We start from the raw sequence: 14,144 nt of genomic DNA, 5'->3' as shown, positions 1-14,144 counted from the left end.
TTTTCTAAACTATGTGGCATTATTTCAATCTTATAACATATATTTCAGTAGCCCTATGGTTACTTTCCGGAACGCTTATCTATAGTAAAAGTAAAGCTCTTAGAAACCTCAGTATTACAGCTCATTTAGTAGCTACCCTAACCATTGGAGTCTTTATTGTTGCCTTGTGGCAAAACTTAGATCGTCCGCCCTTGCGCACCCTTGCCGAAACACGTATTTGGTACGCATTCTTTATGGGACTCATAGGCTGTGCCATCTATTGGCTCTATCGCCAAAAGTGGATGCTCAGCTATTCAGCTGTAATGGGGATTGTATTTATAGTACTTACCTATACCCACCCCGATACAATGAACAAAGCCTTAATGCCTGCCTTGCAGAGCGTGTGGTTCATTCCACACGTAATCGTGTATATCTTTGCTTATGCAATGTTAGGGATGGCTTCACTCACCGCTTTCTATGGCATTTATCGCTATAAAAAAGGACAAGAAGTACAATCAATCTTTACTGTCATCGACCAACTTGTAAAAATAGGTTATGTATTTCTCACTTTTGGATTGCTCTTTGGAGCCCTTTGGGCAAAAGAAGCGTGGGGGCACTATTGGACGTGGGACCCTAAAGAAACTTGGGCATTTATCACTTGGCTTGGTTATTTGGTATATCTCCACCATAAGTACAATCACAAAGAAAAGAAACCTTTTCAGAGTTTCCTTATCGTAGGAATTGCCTTTATACTACTCCTTGTTTGCTGGTTTGGTGTAAACTACTTGCCAACGGCACAAATGAGTGTACATACCTATTCTGGATAAATAATAAAAGCTGTTAAGTACCCCACTTAGCAGCTTTTTTTGTATAAAACAATTTAATCTATTCTATCCACAATCTAATTTTATGCAACTACAAAAACTTCAATCGCTCCAGAGACCTCTGAAAACTCCGAGAACTCCAAAAACTCTCCCTTGCAAGAAAAATTTTCCTATTTAGGAAAATAGTGCTATTTTTGCATTACAGCCAATGATTAAATTAGCAAAATCAGCAAATTACAACAATGAAAAAACACTATTTTAGTACTTTTATCAAATACTTTTTTCAAGGGATACTTATCATAGGACCTCTCAGTGCTACTATTTGGATTATTTGGTCGATATTCAAAAGTGTTGATAACCTCGTCCCCGACCTCTCTAAAGATTACCCAGGGTTAGTGTTCGCATTAGTCCTATTAGGCACAGCCATCATCGGATTTATAGGTAGCCGACTCATTTTAGGGAAACTATTGGTAGGTTTGTTAGATTATTTGGTGGCACATATCCCTGGGGTAAAAATCATCTATTCATCTATCAAAGATGTCTTAGCGTCATTTGTAGGCGATAAACGCAAGTTCTCCAATCCAGTGTGGGTACGTGTAAACGAAACCCCCGAAGTATGGCGCATAGGTTTTCTTACCCAGCCATCAATGGATTTTGTCAATCTCGAGGGAATGGTGAGCGTATATTTGCCCCATTCGTATGCTATTTCGGGTTGGGTGATTGTTACTTCTGCCGAGAATGTAAAACCCGCCGAAGGCTTTACTGCCCAAAAAGCGATGGAATTTGCTCTAAGTGGCGGAATTACAACGATTAAGAAAGGATAACTCATTAAAGAATACCTAATGATTAAAGGCGCGAGCTCATAGCTCGCGCTTTTTTATTCCCTACTTCTCCCTTGTTACAATCTTGTAACCACTCGTTACAACTATTTGTGCACTTCTTCAAAACTCCTCAATTTTGCATCATAAATCAAAAAGAAAATGGAACTTCTCAAAGAACAATTCATCACTTTTGTAGGGCTTTTGCTCTCAGGATGGGCAGGCTGGCTCTTCGGTCGCCCTAAACAACGCGTGGAACTACAAGCCAGCGAATTAGACAATGTAGATAAAGCGATACACATCTATCGCGAAATGATTGATGACTTAGGCGAAAAATACGCCAAAGCCATTGCCGACCTTAAAGAGGCTAACCTACGTATCAAAGAACTCGAAACTTCTATCGAAAACCTTTTAAAACAACTTAGAAAATGACAAACAACGAACAACAAATCGCACTTTTTGTAGCTACCTACAAGCCCTATGCAATCGAAACTGAACGCAAAACAGGTATCTCACACCTCTTTATTTTGGCACAAGCAGCCTTGGAAAGTGCTTGGGGAACACGCGCCCCTGGTAATATGTTCTTTGGCGTAAAAGCTAAACCCAATATCCCCGCTTCTGACCGACAATTATTGGTAACTACTGAAGTGCTCTCTTGTGATTGGGAAACTTATCAGCGCACCCCTGCATTACAAAAATTCCCCGAAGTGCTAAGCGTTACCAAGCGCACTGATGGCAAATATACATATAAGGTAAAGGATTGGTTCAAAAAATACTCCACTCCCGAAGCCTGCTTTACCGATCACGCTCTTTTGTTCTTGAACAACAAACGCTATGCCGAGGCTCTAAAAGTCAAAACCGACCCATACTTATTCGCCGAAGCCATTGCTCGTGCAGGCTACGCCACTGCCCCCGATTATGCAACCCAACTCAAAAAAATCATAAAACAACTCTCAAAATGAAACAAATTCTCTTTTTATTGCCTTTTTTATTACTATTCTCCTGCAAAACACATAAGCTAAAACAAACTGAAACCCTCCAAATACGTGAGCAAATAGATAGTCTCTACCGCCAACAAACAGCAGTCTTGCACACCGTAGAATGGCTCAGTGGCCTACAAGAAGTACATCTCACACTTGAGGCGTTTAAGGACAGCACAGGGCATACCCAAGTGCAACTCCACAGCACTACCCACGTAAAACACTTGCGTGAGCGCACCGACAGCCTGCAACAGAAAGAAATGCACCAAGCTCGTCAAAAAGTACTGAATTTCCACCAACATCAATCACTCAAACAAAAAGAACACAATTTCGGGCTAACCCCAAAAACTTATTGGCTAATCGCACTTATTTTAGTAGCTATCGCCTATTACCAATACAAAAAATATATTCTAAAGAAATAGAAAAAACTATTTACACCCCCCTCCCACCTCCGAGATTATCCAAGATTCTCTGAGATTCTCCAAAAACTCCTAAATCATCAGTTGATTACCTAAATAATCAATCATTTTTAGTTACATTGTATGGGCGTTTTGCAAACGCCCATACCTACACACAAAAAACTATTTACACCACCCTTCCCACCTCCGAGATTTTCCAAGATTCTCTGAGATTCTCTAAGATTCTCTGAGATTCTCCAAAACATCTCCAGCGGAGGTTAGGCTATGAAAAAACACCTCTAAACAGAGATTGTTTCTAAATAATTTTGTAACTTTGCCCCAATTCTTACCTCTTATCTCTTACCTAAAATTACTATTATGGAACATTCACACAACCACGATCACGATCATCACCACGATCACGATCATCATCACGATCACCACCACCATCATACAATAACCGATTTAAGTGCGTTGAATCGCGCCTTCTATATAGGTATAGGCTTGAATTTGCTCTATACCCTTATCGAATTTATAGTAGGTTTTAGAGTTGATTCGCTGGCACTTATTTCTGATGCCAGTCATAATTTAAGCGATGTCGCCAGTTTGGTGATTTCTCTCATTGGACTGAAGCTCACTCACCGTGCTGCTACCCAGCTATACACTTATGGTTACAAAAAGGCTTCCATCCTCGCCTCACTTATCAATGCAGTACTGTTGATATACATTGTGATAAAAATCTTTATCGAAGCTTTTGAACGTCTCTCCAATCCACCCGAAATGGCAGGAACTGCTATTATGATTACAGCTTTCATAGGGGTGATTATCAATGGGGTATCGGCTTTTCTTTTCTATAAAGGTCAGCAAACCGATATCAATATTAAAGGGGCTTTTCTGCACCTGCTACTCGATGCTTTAGTGTCAGTAGGGGTGATTGTCTCAGGAGCAATTATGTACTTCACAGGTTGGTATATCGCCGATCCTATCAGTAGTTTTATGGTGGGAATTGTCATTCTCTTCTCTACTTGGGGACTTTTAAAGGAAAGTGTAAAACTCATTTTAGACGGTGTTCCTCAGAATATAAACCAAGCTCACATTCAGCAATTGATAGAACAACACCCTATGGTGGAGAGCGTACATCACCTGCATATATGGGCGCTCAGTAGTGCGCAAAATGCTTTAACAGCACATTTGGTACTCAAAGAATGCATTACGCTAAAAGAATTTATGACCATCAAAGCAGAACTGAAACACACCCTTTCTCACGAAGGTATTACCCACAGCACCTTTGAAATAGATACCGAAAATTGCCATTGCAAAGAAGAAAACTGTAATTAAAAAAATATTGCTATCTTTGCCGCCCTAACACTATTCACTTTTCACTTACCTATGGGAAGCAAAAATAAACTCAAACGATTCGAAGAAAATAAAACCTTTGCCAATGTAATTCAGCCCTCACGTGAGGAAGTCCTCACCGATGCTTTTCCTTATAAAGGACGTTGGAATGAACTCTATTTCAAGAACAATCACCCTATAGTTTTAGAATTGGGCTGTGGCAAAGGCGAGTATTCAGTAGGGTTAGCCAAACGCCATCCTGAGAAGAATTTCATAGGAATAGACATCAAAGGAGCGCGCTTTTGGCGAGGAGCTAAAACTGCTATAGAAGAAAATATTGCCAATGTAGCTTTCCTCCGCACTCAAATAGAACTCATCGAAAAATGCTTTGCCACTGGTGAAGTGAGTGAGATATGGATTACTTTCCCCGATCCGCAAATAAAATACAAACGCACCAAACACCGCCTCACAAACGCCGATTTTCTCGCGCGTTACGAGCATATCCTCGCCCCTGATGGCTATGTGCACCTCAAAACCGATAGCGAGTTTATGCACGGTTATACCTTAGGCTTGTTACATGGAGCAGGACATAAAGTGCTCTATGCGAATCACAATATCTACAACAGCGATGGCGTGCCTACAGAAGTAACCGAAATTAAAACCTTCTATGAACAGTTCTATTTAGAACAAGGTAAACCCATTACCTATATTCGTTTTCAGATAAAAAAACAGTAATGCTCCACAAACTCAACTTAGACGACATACTTTTTTTGGATATAGAAACTGTACCGTTACACCAGCAGTACAGCGAATTGTCGGCTGAAACTCAAATGCTTTGGGAAGAAAAAACGCGTTACCAACGCAAGGAAGAGTTCTCTGCCGAAGAGTTCTACGACCGCGCAGGTATTTGGGCTGAGTTTGGAAAAATTGTGTGCATATCAGTAGGGTATTTTTCATTCCGGCATCAGCAACGCACCTTTAGGGTTACCTCGTTCACAGGAGAAGAAAAGAATCTGTTAGAAGATTTCGGCAGATTAGTAAACGAACATTTTTCACGCCCTAATAAATTGTTTTGCGCTCATAACGGCAAGGAATTCGATTTTCCATATATCTCCCGCCGTATGATTATCAACGGGATAGAAATTCCGCAAAAACTACAACTCTTTGGCAAAAAGCCTTGGGAAATCCCTCATCTCGATACGATGGAAATGTGGAAGTTCGGCGATTACAAACACTATACTTCACTGAAACTCTTAGCTCATATTTTGGGCATTCCTTCCCCTAAAGACGATATTGATGGCAGCGAAGTGCGCAATGTCTTCTACAACGAAGGTGATATTGAGCGTATAGCTACTTATTGCGAAAAAGATACCATTACGGTTGCGCAAATTCTTCTGCGATTCCGCAATGATACCCTTTTAGATGATGATGAAATCCTGATTTTAGGAAGATAATAAGTGTTATTCAGCCTCTTTTACTTCTTGAGGAGCAGCCTCTTCTTTCGCTTCTTGAGGTATAGGCTCTTCTTTCACTTCTTGGTATACGGGCTCTTCATTTGAAGGATATACCGGCTCTTGAATAGCTGGTTCTTCATTTTTGTTTTTAGGAAGTTTTAAGCCTGCGCCTATAGAAATAGCGAAGTAGTAACTTTTAGCATCTTTAAAATAGAGATGAGGAACGTGTTCTTGATCGGTGATAGGGGTAAGGTTCGTAGAAAAACGAGCATCAACAGTGAATATCCATTTAGGTATCTCCCACATCACTCCTCCACCTACGTGAAAAGTAAACAATATTTTATTGAAATATTGTGTCATATTGAACTTTTCACTGTTTTGTTTTTCAGAATACGATGCCAAAAGCAAAACTTTAGGAGCTAATCCTATTTGTCCAAATCCTCTAAACCATTTCTTACCCTCAAATTGCAATAAGAAAGGCATTTCTAGGTAATCAAAACGAATGTGACGGCGGTCTTGCAATTTTAAATCAGAGCCTTCAGGGCGATACGGAATTGCCTCGCGCTTGTACATCAATTCTATTTGTGAAGCAAAGTGAGTTTTGATAGGCATTCGCAAAAATAACCCAGAGTTCACTACGCCTGTCTTTCCAAAATACTCCACATTATACCCCTCCATTGATTGTATAGGAGTAATAATCGTAAAAGTACTTGCAGGGCTATTGATTTTCACCCCTATCGCGGTTTGCGCAAAGCCCAAATAAGCAGCGCAAAGCCATAAAATTGTAGTTAAAAAGCGTTTCATAATATATTTAGTTAGAGATTATTCGGTTATAGGTTCCTTATTTACTTCTTCAGTAGGAGTTACTACTTCTTCAGTAGGAGTTACTACCTCTTCAGTAGGAGCTACGATTTCTTCAGTAGGAGGAGTATTGTTTTTCTTTTTAGAGAATTTATAGCCTGCACCTAACGAAATGCCAAACACAAATGTTCTCGCTTTATCAAAATTGATATATTCTGTACGGCTTCCCGAAGCTAAGTTTGTTATGCTGGTAGAAAAACGAGCATCAACTGTGTAAATCCATTTAGGGCGCTCAAATAGCACACCTCCTCCTATATGTCCCATCATCATCACTGTGTTGAATTGCGAACTCCCTCCGTAAGTAACACTCTTAGAGTCATCATAAAAAGAAGAAGTGATGAGAATTTTAGGTGAAAAACCTACAAAACCAAAGCCTCTAATAGCTTTCTTGCCTTCGTATTGTACTAAGAAAGGCACGTCCAAATATTCAAACCTATAATAAGAATCTTTGCTGCTATTCTCTATTCTAAAACGCACAGCTTCGTGCTTAAAAAGCAATTCACTTTGTAAAACCCAATGTTCTTTTAGAGGAATACGAACAAAGCCTCCAAGGCTAACAAAGGCATTGTAGTTTTTTAGATCAACATTGGTTGCTGTATATAGAGGAGCTGCTAAGCTAACAGCCGATAGTGGGTCAGTTACTTTTACCCCTATCGCAGTTTGCGCAAAGCCAAAGTAAGCAGTGCAAAACCATAAAATTGTAGTTAAAAAGCGTTTCATAATATATTTAGTGAAAGATTATTCGGTTATGGGTTCTTGGTTTACTTCTTCAGTAGGAGTTACGATTTCTTCAGTAGGAGGAGTATCGTTTTTCTTTTTAGAGAATTTATAGCCTGCGCCTAACGAAAATGTAAAGGTATGATTTCTCGCTTCTATGAAATTTAAATAAGGCGAACTGCTATTCGTTGCCATTTTGGTGAGATTAACTGAATAACGTGCTTCGGCGAACAACAACCATCTGGGGCGTTCTACGATCAACCCTCCTCCTATATTGAAATTGATGTGTAGTTGTCCTGTGCCAAAATAGTATTTCATATCTTGCACCTCTTCTTTACTTCCTTTATCTCTAAAAGCAGCTCTTGTACTGATTTTGGGTGAAAAACCTAACTGTGTAAATCCTCTAACGGATTTTTTGCCCTCAAACTGCATCATAAGAGGGATTTCTAAGTAGTCAAACTCATAATAAGGGCGTTCTTCGGTATCCCAAGTGCTATTTTTAGGACGGAATGACAATGTTTCTCGGCGATAAAGCACTTCTGTTTGTAATGCCCAACGTTTGGCGAGTTGGAAATGCGCAAATACACCTGAATTAAAAGCAGCAATTCGCGGATAAATCTCAATATCATAACTTTCGTTAGAGGTGAGATCGTTGAAAAAATTAAAAGTATGTAATGGTGTATTTACTTTCACCCCTATTGCGGTTTGCGCAAAACTGAATGTAGTAACACTCAAAAAAGCAACGGTAATTAAAAAACGTTTCATACTATATATTTAGTTAAAAATTATTCTTATCTCTTATCTGTTACCTAAGTCTAAGTATTTTTCAAAGTAATCAGCGATGTCTTTCAGTTCTTTCCGGTAGTGGTCATCTTCTTTTTCGGTGAGGATACCATAACCATAACGGCGGAAGTGTTGTAGTATTTCCGAGAGTCGGTTGGTGGTGATTTTTAGGGTGATAAGCACGTTGTTTTCTGTGCGATTAGAGAGATAAAGCCCTAAAAGTTTTCCTCCATTTTCCTCTACGATTTTGCTAACTTCAGCAAGTGAATAGTTAAGAGTATCTTTCTGCAAGATAAGCACATAGCCAGCTTCTTGTATAAAAGGAGTTTCGATGAATTGTAATACAAACTCATCTAAATGATAGTAGCCTATAAAATCTCCTCCCTCATTGATTACCGGTAACATATCGGTTTGATAGAGCGCAAAAGCCTCTACCACAGCATCCCACGTAGCCGTTGAAGGTATAAAATAGTGTTCAAGCGCATACTCATAATCACTTACTAACGCCTCTTTAGCAGCTTCTTCCACGGCTTCTTTGCGGAGTACCCCTATAAAAGAATTGTTTTCGCACACGGGCAAAGCCGAAAGCGAGTGGGCTTCAAAAAGCAAATTCACTTCCTCTATCGAAGTATTGGGGTCTATATATAAAAAATGTGTTGTCATATTCTTACCTCTTATCTCTTATCTAATCAATAACAATCCGTTTTGATTTGTCCTTTGTTTTGGTAGTAACTCAGCGGTTTTTCTAAATGTTCTCTACTAATAGCTTCCAAAACTTCAGTAACTGCTTTCTCCATTGCAACCGACCCGCATATCATTATAATTCCTTTGTTTTTAAGGAGTTCTGCAAAGAAAGGAGCTTCTCTTCGCAAGATGTCCTGCACATAGAATTTGTCCCCTTCACGCGAGAGGGCTTGCCAATAGTTGGCTATCTTTCCTTCTCGAGTAAATTGTTCTATATAAGGGCGGTAGATTTCCAAAGAGGCTTCACGACGGCAACCCCATATCAGGGTGATAGGTTTCTTTTTAGTGTTTTCGGCTATCATTCCTATAAAGGGCGCCATCCCCGAACCATTGGCAATACACACCACTTGAGATGCTTTTTTAGGAAAATGGAAGTGTTTGTTGGCTACCAAAGCAGCTTGCAATGTATCGCCTATTTGCAAATTGTTCAGCAGGTTAGACACCACCCCTTGTGAATGTAGCTTTACGCTCAACCACACATCTCCTTGGTATTTGGCAACCGAATAGAGTCGTTCGCGCCCATCTTCAGGAGTAATGCCCAAGAGGTCGCCGGAGACAAAACTACTTTTTTTGGAAGGGCGTAGCGCTATTAGGAAAATATCGTCGTCCATTACGGGGGTTTTCTCTGTTACGGTGAAAGTGAGCGGTTTGTGCTGAGGTTGTACGCTGAAATCATCAGGCAAAGCCAAAGAGAGCTTTTGCGCCATACCCCAAGCCGTTGCCCACGCTTTAAACTGACTGAAATCTTGGTCGTTTACGGTATGCAAAGGCAGCGCACATTCAGCTTGTGCAGTAGCCGATAGTATTTGGTCTACTTCTTTGGCATATTTGCAGAAATCGGGGTAAGTGTCAGAGCCAAAGCCGAGTACGCTATACGCCAAAGGTTGTGAGGGGGGATATTTTGCCCATAAATGCGCAAAGTGAGTCGCATTGATAGGCGCCTCGCCATCGCCATAAGTGCAAGTAAACACAATGAGTTGCTCTGCTTTAGCAAAACGAGTGTAGGCATTCATATCGGTGAGGTAGGAACGCTTGCCCAAACGGAGGAGTTCGTTATGGAAAAGAACGGCAAATTTGCGGGTAGTACCTCCTTCAGTGCCTACTAACACGATATATTCACATTCGCTTTTATCAAACGGATTATTGATGCCTTTCTTTCGTTTTCTGAGGGTCATCGCAAAGCCAGAGTAGAGGAAGAACAACAGCGCTACACACGAGAGCAACAAGACAGTCGCCCAGAGATAATGCCCTTTGCCGATGTGCAGGGTGCGCACCAAATACGCCAAACCTTTGTAAGGAGAGGTGGAAGTGCTAATTACCTCGCCCGTAAACTGATTGACTACTATATTTTTATCGATGAAATCTACTTTATAAACCTCTTCTACATCTTCAAAAGCAGGAAATTCCACTTGGCGCACTTCGGCGAGAGGCACTTGGAAAACGGGGAAGTCTTTAGCGGGTTTTGCGGGTGTTTCTTGTAGTGTGCTAACATCGTAATTGTGTTCGGCTTTGAACTTAGGAAACACTCCCACTGTTTCGAGCGTCATATACACCCCCGTGAGGGCAATGATAAAGATAGGCACGAGCGCCCAGCGCCCCAGCGCACTGTGGTAATGATTGTAGAATTTTTCTTGCGGAAGTTTGTGGAAGAACCTGCTCCAACGTTGCTGTTTGCGAGCGATGAGCCATATACCCGACAAGGCTACTACACACAAACACAAAGCTGTAACTCCCATAATCACCCGTCCCGTTTTGCCCATATAGAGCGAGCGGTGTAGCGTTTTGACGAACTGTATAAACTTCTAGGGCTTATAATCCCCTTGGATTACCTCCCCCGATTGCGGATGGATAAAGAGTTTTTCGCCCTCAGTCGTCTCCACCTGCACAAAGTGATTGCGGTCGATAGTGAGTTTGAGCGCATCTATATTCTTTTCCTTTAAAACAGCAATGGTTTGGGCAAGGGTAGTGCTTTCAAACGCTGCACTTTTGTAAGGTAACGTTTGGTTATACACCGATTCACCTGCTAAGATAGCCCCCGTGAGAGCCCCCAGCAATATGAATACCCCTGCTATCAGGGAAAATATGAGGTGAAGTTTTCTTGTCATTTGTCAATTAGTTACATATTGGTTCAACAGCTATAAAGCCTTTATGTATTTTCACCTTTCTAAGGCGTTTGAGTTTCTTTTCTTTTACAAAATCATATAGATAGTTATAACCATTAAAAGATACTATAGCAATATTTCCATTTACGTATTCTATACTATCATATTTAGGTTCAGCTATTATTTCTCCTTTCAGATTGATAAGTCCTACACCTCTATCAGTATAGTATTCAGCCCCCCCATTTTTAAAGGAGCCGACCTCCTTATTAGTAAACTCAATCGGAATCACTACCTCATTTTTTGGATTGATATACCCCCATTTACCATCTTTGCGTACCGAAGCCAAACCTTCGCTAAAATTATTAACTTCTTCATATTCAAAGGGAACTATTACCTTGCCATAGCCATCTATATAGCCCCATTTACCCCCTTTTTTAACCCCAAAAATAGCATTACCACTCCAATTGTTTATAAAACCATCATAGGTGTCTAATAAATTACCATTCAAATCATAGACCATATACTTACATTCCTTACGCACACCTACTATGTAAGTGTTGTCAGAAGGTTCAATCACATAATTTTGAATCACATAATTATCAAAATCTTGAATAACAGGTTCTCCTTTAAGGTTGATATACATATAATTTCTACCTTTTTTTACTCTAGCTACACCTTGTTGAAAATCAAATGCATATTGATAAGTAGGAGGTATCACCCATTCATTTTTAGTATTGATATATCCTGCGTTGTTGTCGTTCAATTCTGCTACAATAGGAATATTGTCATCTATCTTACTGGTGTAAACCCAGTGATAGCTTATAGGGATAATTTCTTTTCCTTCAGAGTTAAAAAGACCTGCTTTTTCATTAAGTTTTACGGTATAGCCATTTTTATTAGAGTTTATTTTGTTGTATTTTAAGGGCAAGATTACGGCACCTTTTTCAGAAACCACCCCATACTTTCCATTCTTCTTAACAATAAATTGACCTTCACAGCCAAGTTCTATAGAGTTATAACCCCCTTTAAGAACGAGTTGTAAATTTTCGTTATACACCGAACAGCCTTTTGTTTTACTACAAGCAAAGAAGTATGGTTGTTTTTCTTCTATAGAATTAAAAGTAGGGGCTAACACTGTTTTTCCCTGCAAATCTACCAATCCTAACTTACCCTTTTCTTCAAAGATAAAGTATTTAGGTTGTGCCAACCCCGTAAAGCCACACAACAGCAAGGTTAATTTTAATAAAAAATGGATTTTTTTCATTGTGTTTTTTAATTTACTGATTTATTAATTTGTTAGGCACGAGCTACAAGTTCGCGTCAGCAGTGAATTACTTATGTCTCTCTTTTTCTAATTTATAAGATGAATTAGTTTTTTTTGATAAGGAATTAATATACGCATTTTTTATAAAGAATTGTTCTCCTTTCATTATAATTTTGGATTCTTCGTCAAAATTAACACCTCCTATATTGTCCTCTATATTGCTAATATACAAAAATAAAGTATCTTTTTTCGAGATTCCAGATAATAGAAATCTCTGATATAATTGGTATCCTTTTGCTTCATAAACTATAGAATCTTTTGAGATATCAATCTTAATATCATAAATTTCTCTCCAATCATCATTATTTTGATTGAGTGTTAAAGTGTATTTTCCAAACCATTTACAATCTATCTTTTTTCGGAAAAGGATATTATGATATAACATAAATTTTTTATTTAAATTTTGTTTTACTTCTTTAGAAGAATATAAATCTTCTTCTTTACTCACCTTAAGTTTTATATTCTTTGAAAGATATATAGGTTTTTCATAAGAATAAAGAATATGATTAGCTTTTTTTAGTTGATTGTTGAAGGTAAATGAATACCTCTCCTTTCCTGTTTCACCTAAAATTTCACTCTCTATAATAGAATCAAGAGTGATTTTATTGATATATAAATAGATTTGTTCTCCTTCTGTTGAGCCATCTAATATGATAGTATCTTTCAGCTTTTGTAAAGAATTATTTTGATTATTTGTGTGAGTATTCTTATTTTGGCTATTGCAAGATATAAAAAATACTGAAACTAGGTATATAACATATCTATAAAGGAATTTTTGTATGATCATTATTATTGTTATCAAAACGTGTTTAAACTTTTTTGAGGAACTTGGAGTGATGCAATGGTGATTAATTTGTTTGGTACAAGTTATATGCTCGCGCCAACGGTGGGTAAAAAAGGCTTCTCTTCTAATGTTTCTAAATTGAGTGTGCTAAAGTTGTCATTTTTATATATAAATAGCAATGAATTGTTGAAAAACTCACTAAACCCTACTCTTCCTAATTTATATTTCTTATATGAAAAATCATTGCGATTGACGATGAACAACCAATTGCCATCTAACAAATAGACCGCTATGTAATCAGGATTATCAGAAAGACATATTGAAAAGAGTGTTTTGCCACTAAGTTTTTCTTTTTCTTTAAAATTGATGCGCCAAACTTCCTCGTCCTCATTGTTCATATACACTAAGATATTACTGCAAGATATTACTGCCTAAATAGTAGTAACCTTTGTTGTCGCAAGCTACTTTACAATCAAATATACGTATTTTTTTATCAGTAGGTACGGCTGAGAACGCAAGTGTATCAAAGTTGAATTTGTACAGATTAGGCTGTTTGAAAGCACTAAAATACACCGAATTGCTCTCAGGATGATAAGCAGTGTTACCCCATTGTGTTTTTTCGTCGAGAGTAGCTATTACTTTACCCGTTTCGGCATCTACACAAAAAGGGTTTCCATAAATATTCTTATAAATATCGCTTTTAGTTACTGAAAACACTTTGCTGCCTTCTCTATCAAGACAAGGATAGATAAAAGTATGATTAGAAATGGTATTTTTTATAGTTTTTTTATCAACATCAACCATAAGTAATGGTTCATTAGTGCCAATATTACGAGAAACAGCTATCGTTTTTCCGTTATCAGCTATTGCTCTAACCATATAATCCTTGTACAAAGAGTCTTTTAACACACAAAATGCTTTTTCTTTATCAAAATCCTGACACCAAATACCCTCTTTTCCAAAGTAGTATCCACGCCAAAAATACATTCGTCTGTTACTAAAATCTGTAATTATACTCATTTTATTGATTTGTCAATTTAC

Annotated in this window: 16 protein-coding genes and 1 pseudogene; 8 read left to right on the top strand and 9 right to left on the bottom strand. The window is 38.5% G+C overall.

All coding sequences use genetic code 11. From position 1 onward, the window contains the following. Positions 1–11: 11 nt before the first annotated feature. From ccsA to DR017_RS07810, 8 genes are all read left to right on the top strand, one after another. Positions 12–806, top strand: coding sequence for a cytochrome c biogenesis protein CcsA (ccsA, locus tag DR017_RS07845; RefSeq protein ID WP_002677844.1), 795 nt, complete (start codon positions 12–14; stop codon positions 804–806). A 239-nt stretch (positions 807–1,045) separates the two neighbouring features. Continuing rightward, complete coding sequence (locus tag DR017_RS07840) at positions 1,046–1,627, top strand: DUF502 domain-containing protein (protein ID WP_002677888.1); 582 nt, start codon at positions 1,046–1,048, stop codon at positions 1,625–1,627. Positions 1,628–1,783: 156 nt separating this feature from the next. Beyond that, a complete protein-coding gene (locus DR017_RS07835) occupies positions 1,784–2,053 on the top strand; it encodes a hypothetical protein (protein WP_002677681.1) in 270 nt (89 codons plus the stop codon). Then, entirely contained in the window at positions 2,050–2,583 is a 534-nt protein-coding gene (locus DR017_RS07830) for a glycoside hydrolase family 73 protein (RefSeq protein ID WP_002677912.1), read from the top strand. Before DR017_RS07835 ends, DR017_RS07830 begins: the two co-directional genes overlap by 4 nt. After that, positions 2,580–3,023, top strand: a complete 444-nt coding sequence (locus tag DR017_RS07825; protein ID WP_002677920.1) for a hypothetical protein — start codon at positions 2,580–2,582, stop codon at positions 3,021–3,023. The genes DR017_RS07830 and DR017_RS07825 overlap by 4 nt, the downstream gene beginning before the upstream one ends. Positions 3,024–3,377: 354 nt before the next feature. After that, positions 3,378–4,337, top strand: coding sequence for a cation diffusion facilitator family transporter (locus DR017_RS07820; protein WP_002677740.1), 960 nt, complete (start codon positions 3,378–3,380; stop codon positions 4,335–4,337). 51 nt (positions 4,338–4,388) lie between these two features. Further along, entirely contained in the window at positions 4,389–5,069 is a 681-nt protein-coding gene (gene trmB, locus DR017_RS07815) for a tRNA (guanosine(46)-N7)-methyltransferase TrmB (RefSeq protein WP_002677913.1), read from the top strand. Continuing rightward, entirely contained in the window at positions 5,069–5,788 is a 720-nt protein-coding gene (locus tag DR017_RS07810; protein WP_002677746.1) for a 3'-5' exonuclease, read from the top strand. Before trmB ends, DR017_RS07810 begins: the two co-directional genes overlap by 1 nt. A gap of 6 nt (positions 5,789–5,794) precedes the next feature. Here the strand turns inward: DR017_RS07810 and DR017_RS07805 are convergent, their stop codons facing one another. The 9 genes and pseudogenes from DR017_RS07805 to DR017_RS14340 form a co-directional block, all read right to left on the bottom strand. Further along, positions 5,795–6,592 (bottom strand): porin family protein, encoded by a 798-nt coding sequence (locus DR017_RS07805; protein WP_002677945.1) that lies wholly within the window; start codon positions 6,590–6,592, stop codon positions 5,795–5,797. An 18-nt stretch (positions 6,593–6,610) separates the two neighbouring features. Then, positions 6,611–7,369: a porin family protein gene (locus DR017_RS07800; protein ID WP_002677655.1), complete on the bottom strand. Its 759-nt coding sequence runs from the start codon at positions 7,367–7,369 to the stop codon at positions 6,611–6,613. 18 nt (positions 7,370–7,387) lie between these two features. Beyond that, a complete protein-coding gene (locus tag DR017_RS07795) occupies positions 7,388–8,131 on the bottom strand; it encodes a porin family protein (protein ID WP_002677873.1) in 744 nt (247 codons plus the stop codon). Between the two features lie 33 nt (positions 8,132–8,164). Continuing rightward, a complete protein-coding gene (locus DR017_RS07790; protein ID WP_002677700.1) occupies positions 8,165–8,812 on the bottom strand; it encodes a CBS domain-containing protein in 648 nt (215 codons plus the stop codon). Positions 8,813–8,838: 26 nt separating this feature from the next. Continuing rightward, positions 8,839–10,998: pseudogene (locus DR017_RS07785) on the bottom strand (PepSY domain-containing protein). Between the two features lie 7 nt (positions 10,999–11,005). After that, the gene (locus DR017_RS07780) at positions 11,006–12,259 is read right to left on the bottom strand and encodes a WG repeat-containing protein (protein ID WP_002677719.1); all 1,254 of its coding nucleotides are present in this window, start codon (positions 12,257–12,259) and stop codon (positions 11,006–11,008) included. Positions 12,260–12,326: 67 nt separating this feature from the next. Beyond that, positions 12,327–13,106, bottom strand: a complete 780-nt coding sequence (locus DR017_RS07775) for a hypothetical protein (RefSeq protein ID WP_002677862.1) — start codon at positions 13,104–13,106, stop codon at positions 12,327–12,329. 80 nt (positions 13,107–13,186) lie between these two features. Further along, positions 13,187–13,501, bottom strand: coding sequence for a hypothetical protein (locus DR017_RS14345; protein WP_002677704.1), 315 nt, complete (start codon positions 13,499–13,501; stop codon positions 13,187–13,189). Positions 13,502–13,514: 13 nt separating this feature from the next. Next, positions 13,515–14,123 carry a hypothetical protein gene (locus DR017_RS14340; RefSeq protein WP_232501543.1) on the bottom strand — a complete coding sequence of 203 codons (609 nt, stop codon included), beginning with the start codon at positions 14,121–14,123 and terminating at the stop codon, positions 13,515–13,517. Positions 14,124–14,144 lie beyond the last annotated feature (21 nt).

This window comes from Capnocytophaga sputigena, from assembly GCF_900446695.1.
In the GTDB taxonomy this organism is placed as follows: domain Bacteria; phylum Bacteroidota; class Bacteroidia; order Flavobacteriales; family Flavobacteriaceae; genus Capnocytophaga; species Capnocytophaga sputigena.
Note: the sequence above shows the minus strand (reverse complement) of the source record. Positions and strands in the feature narration are given on the sequence as shown.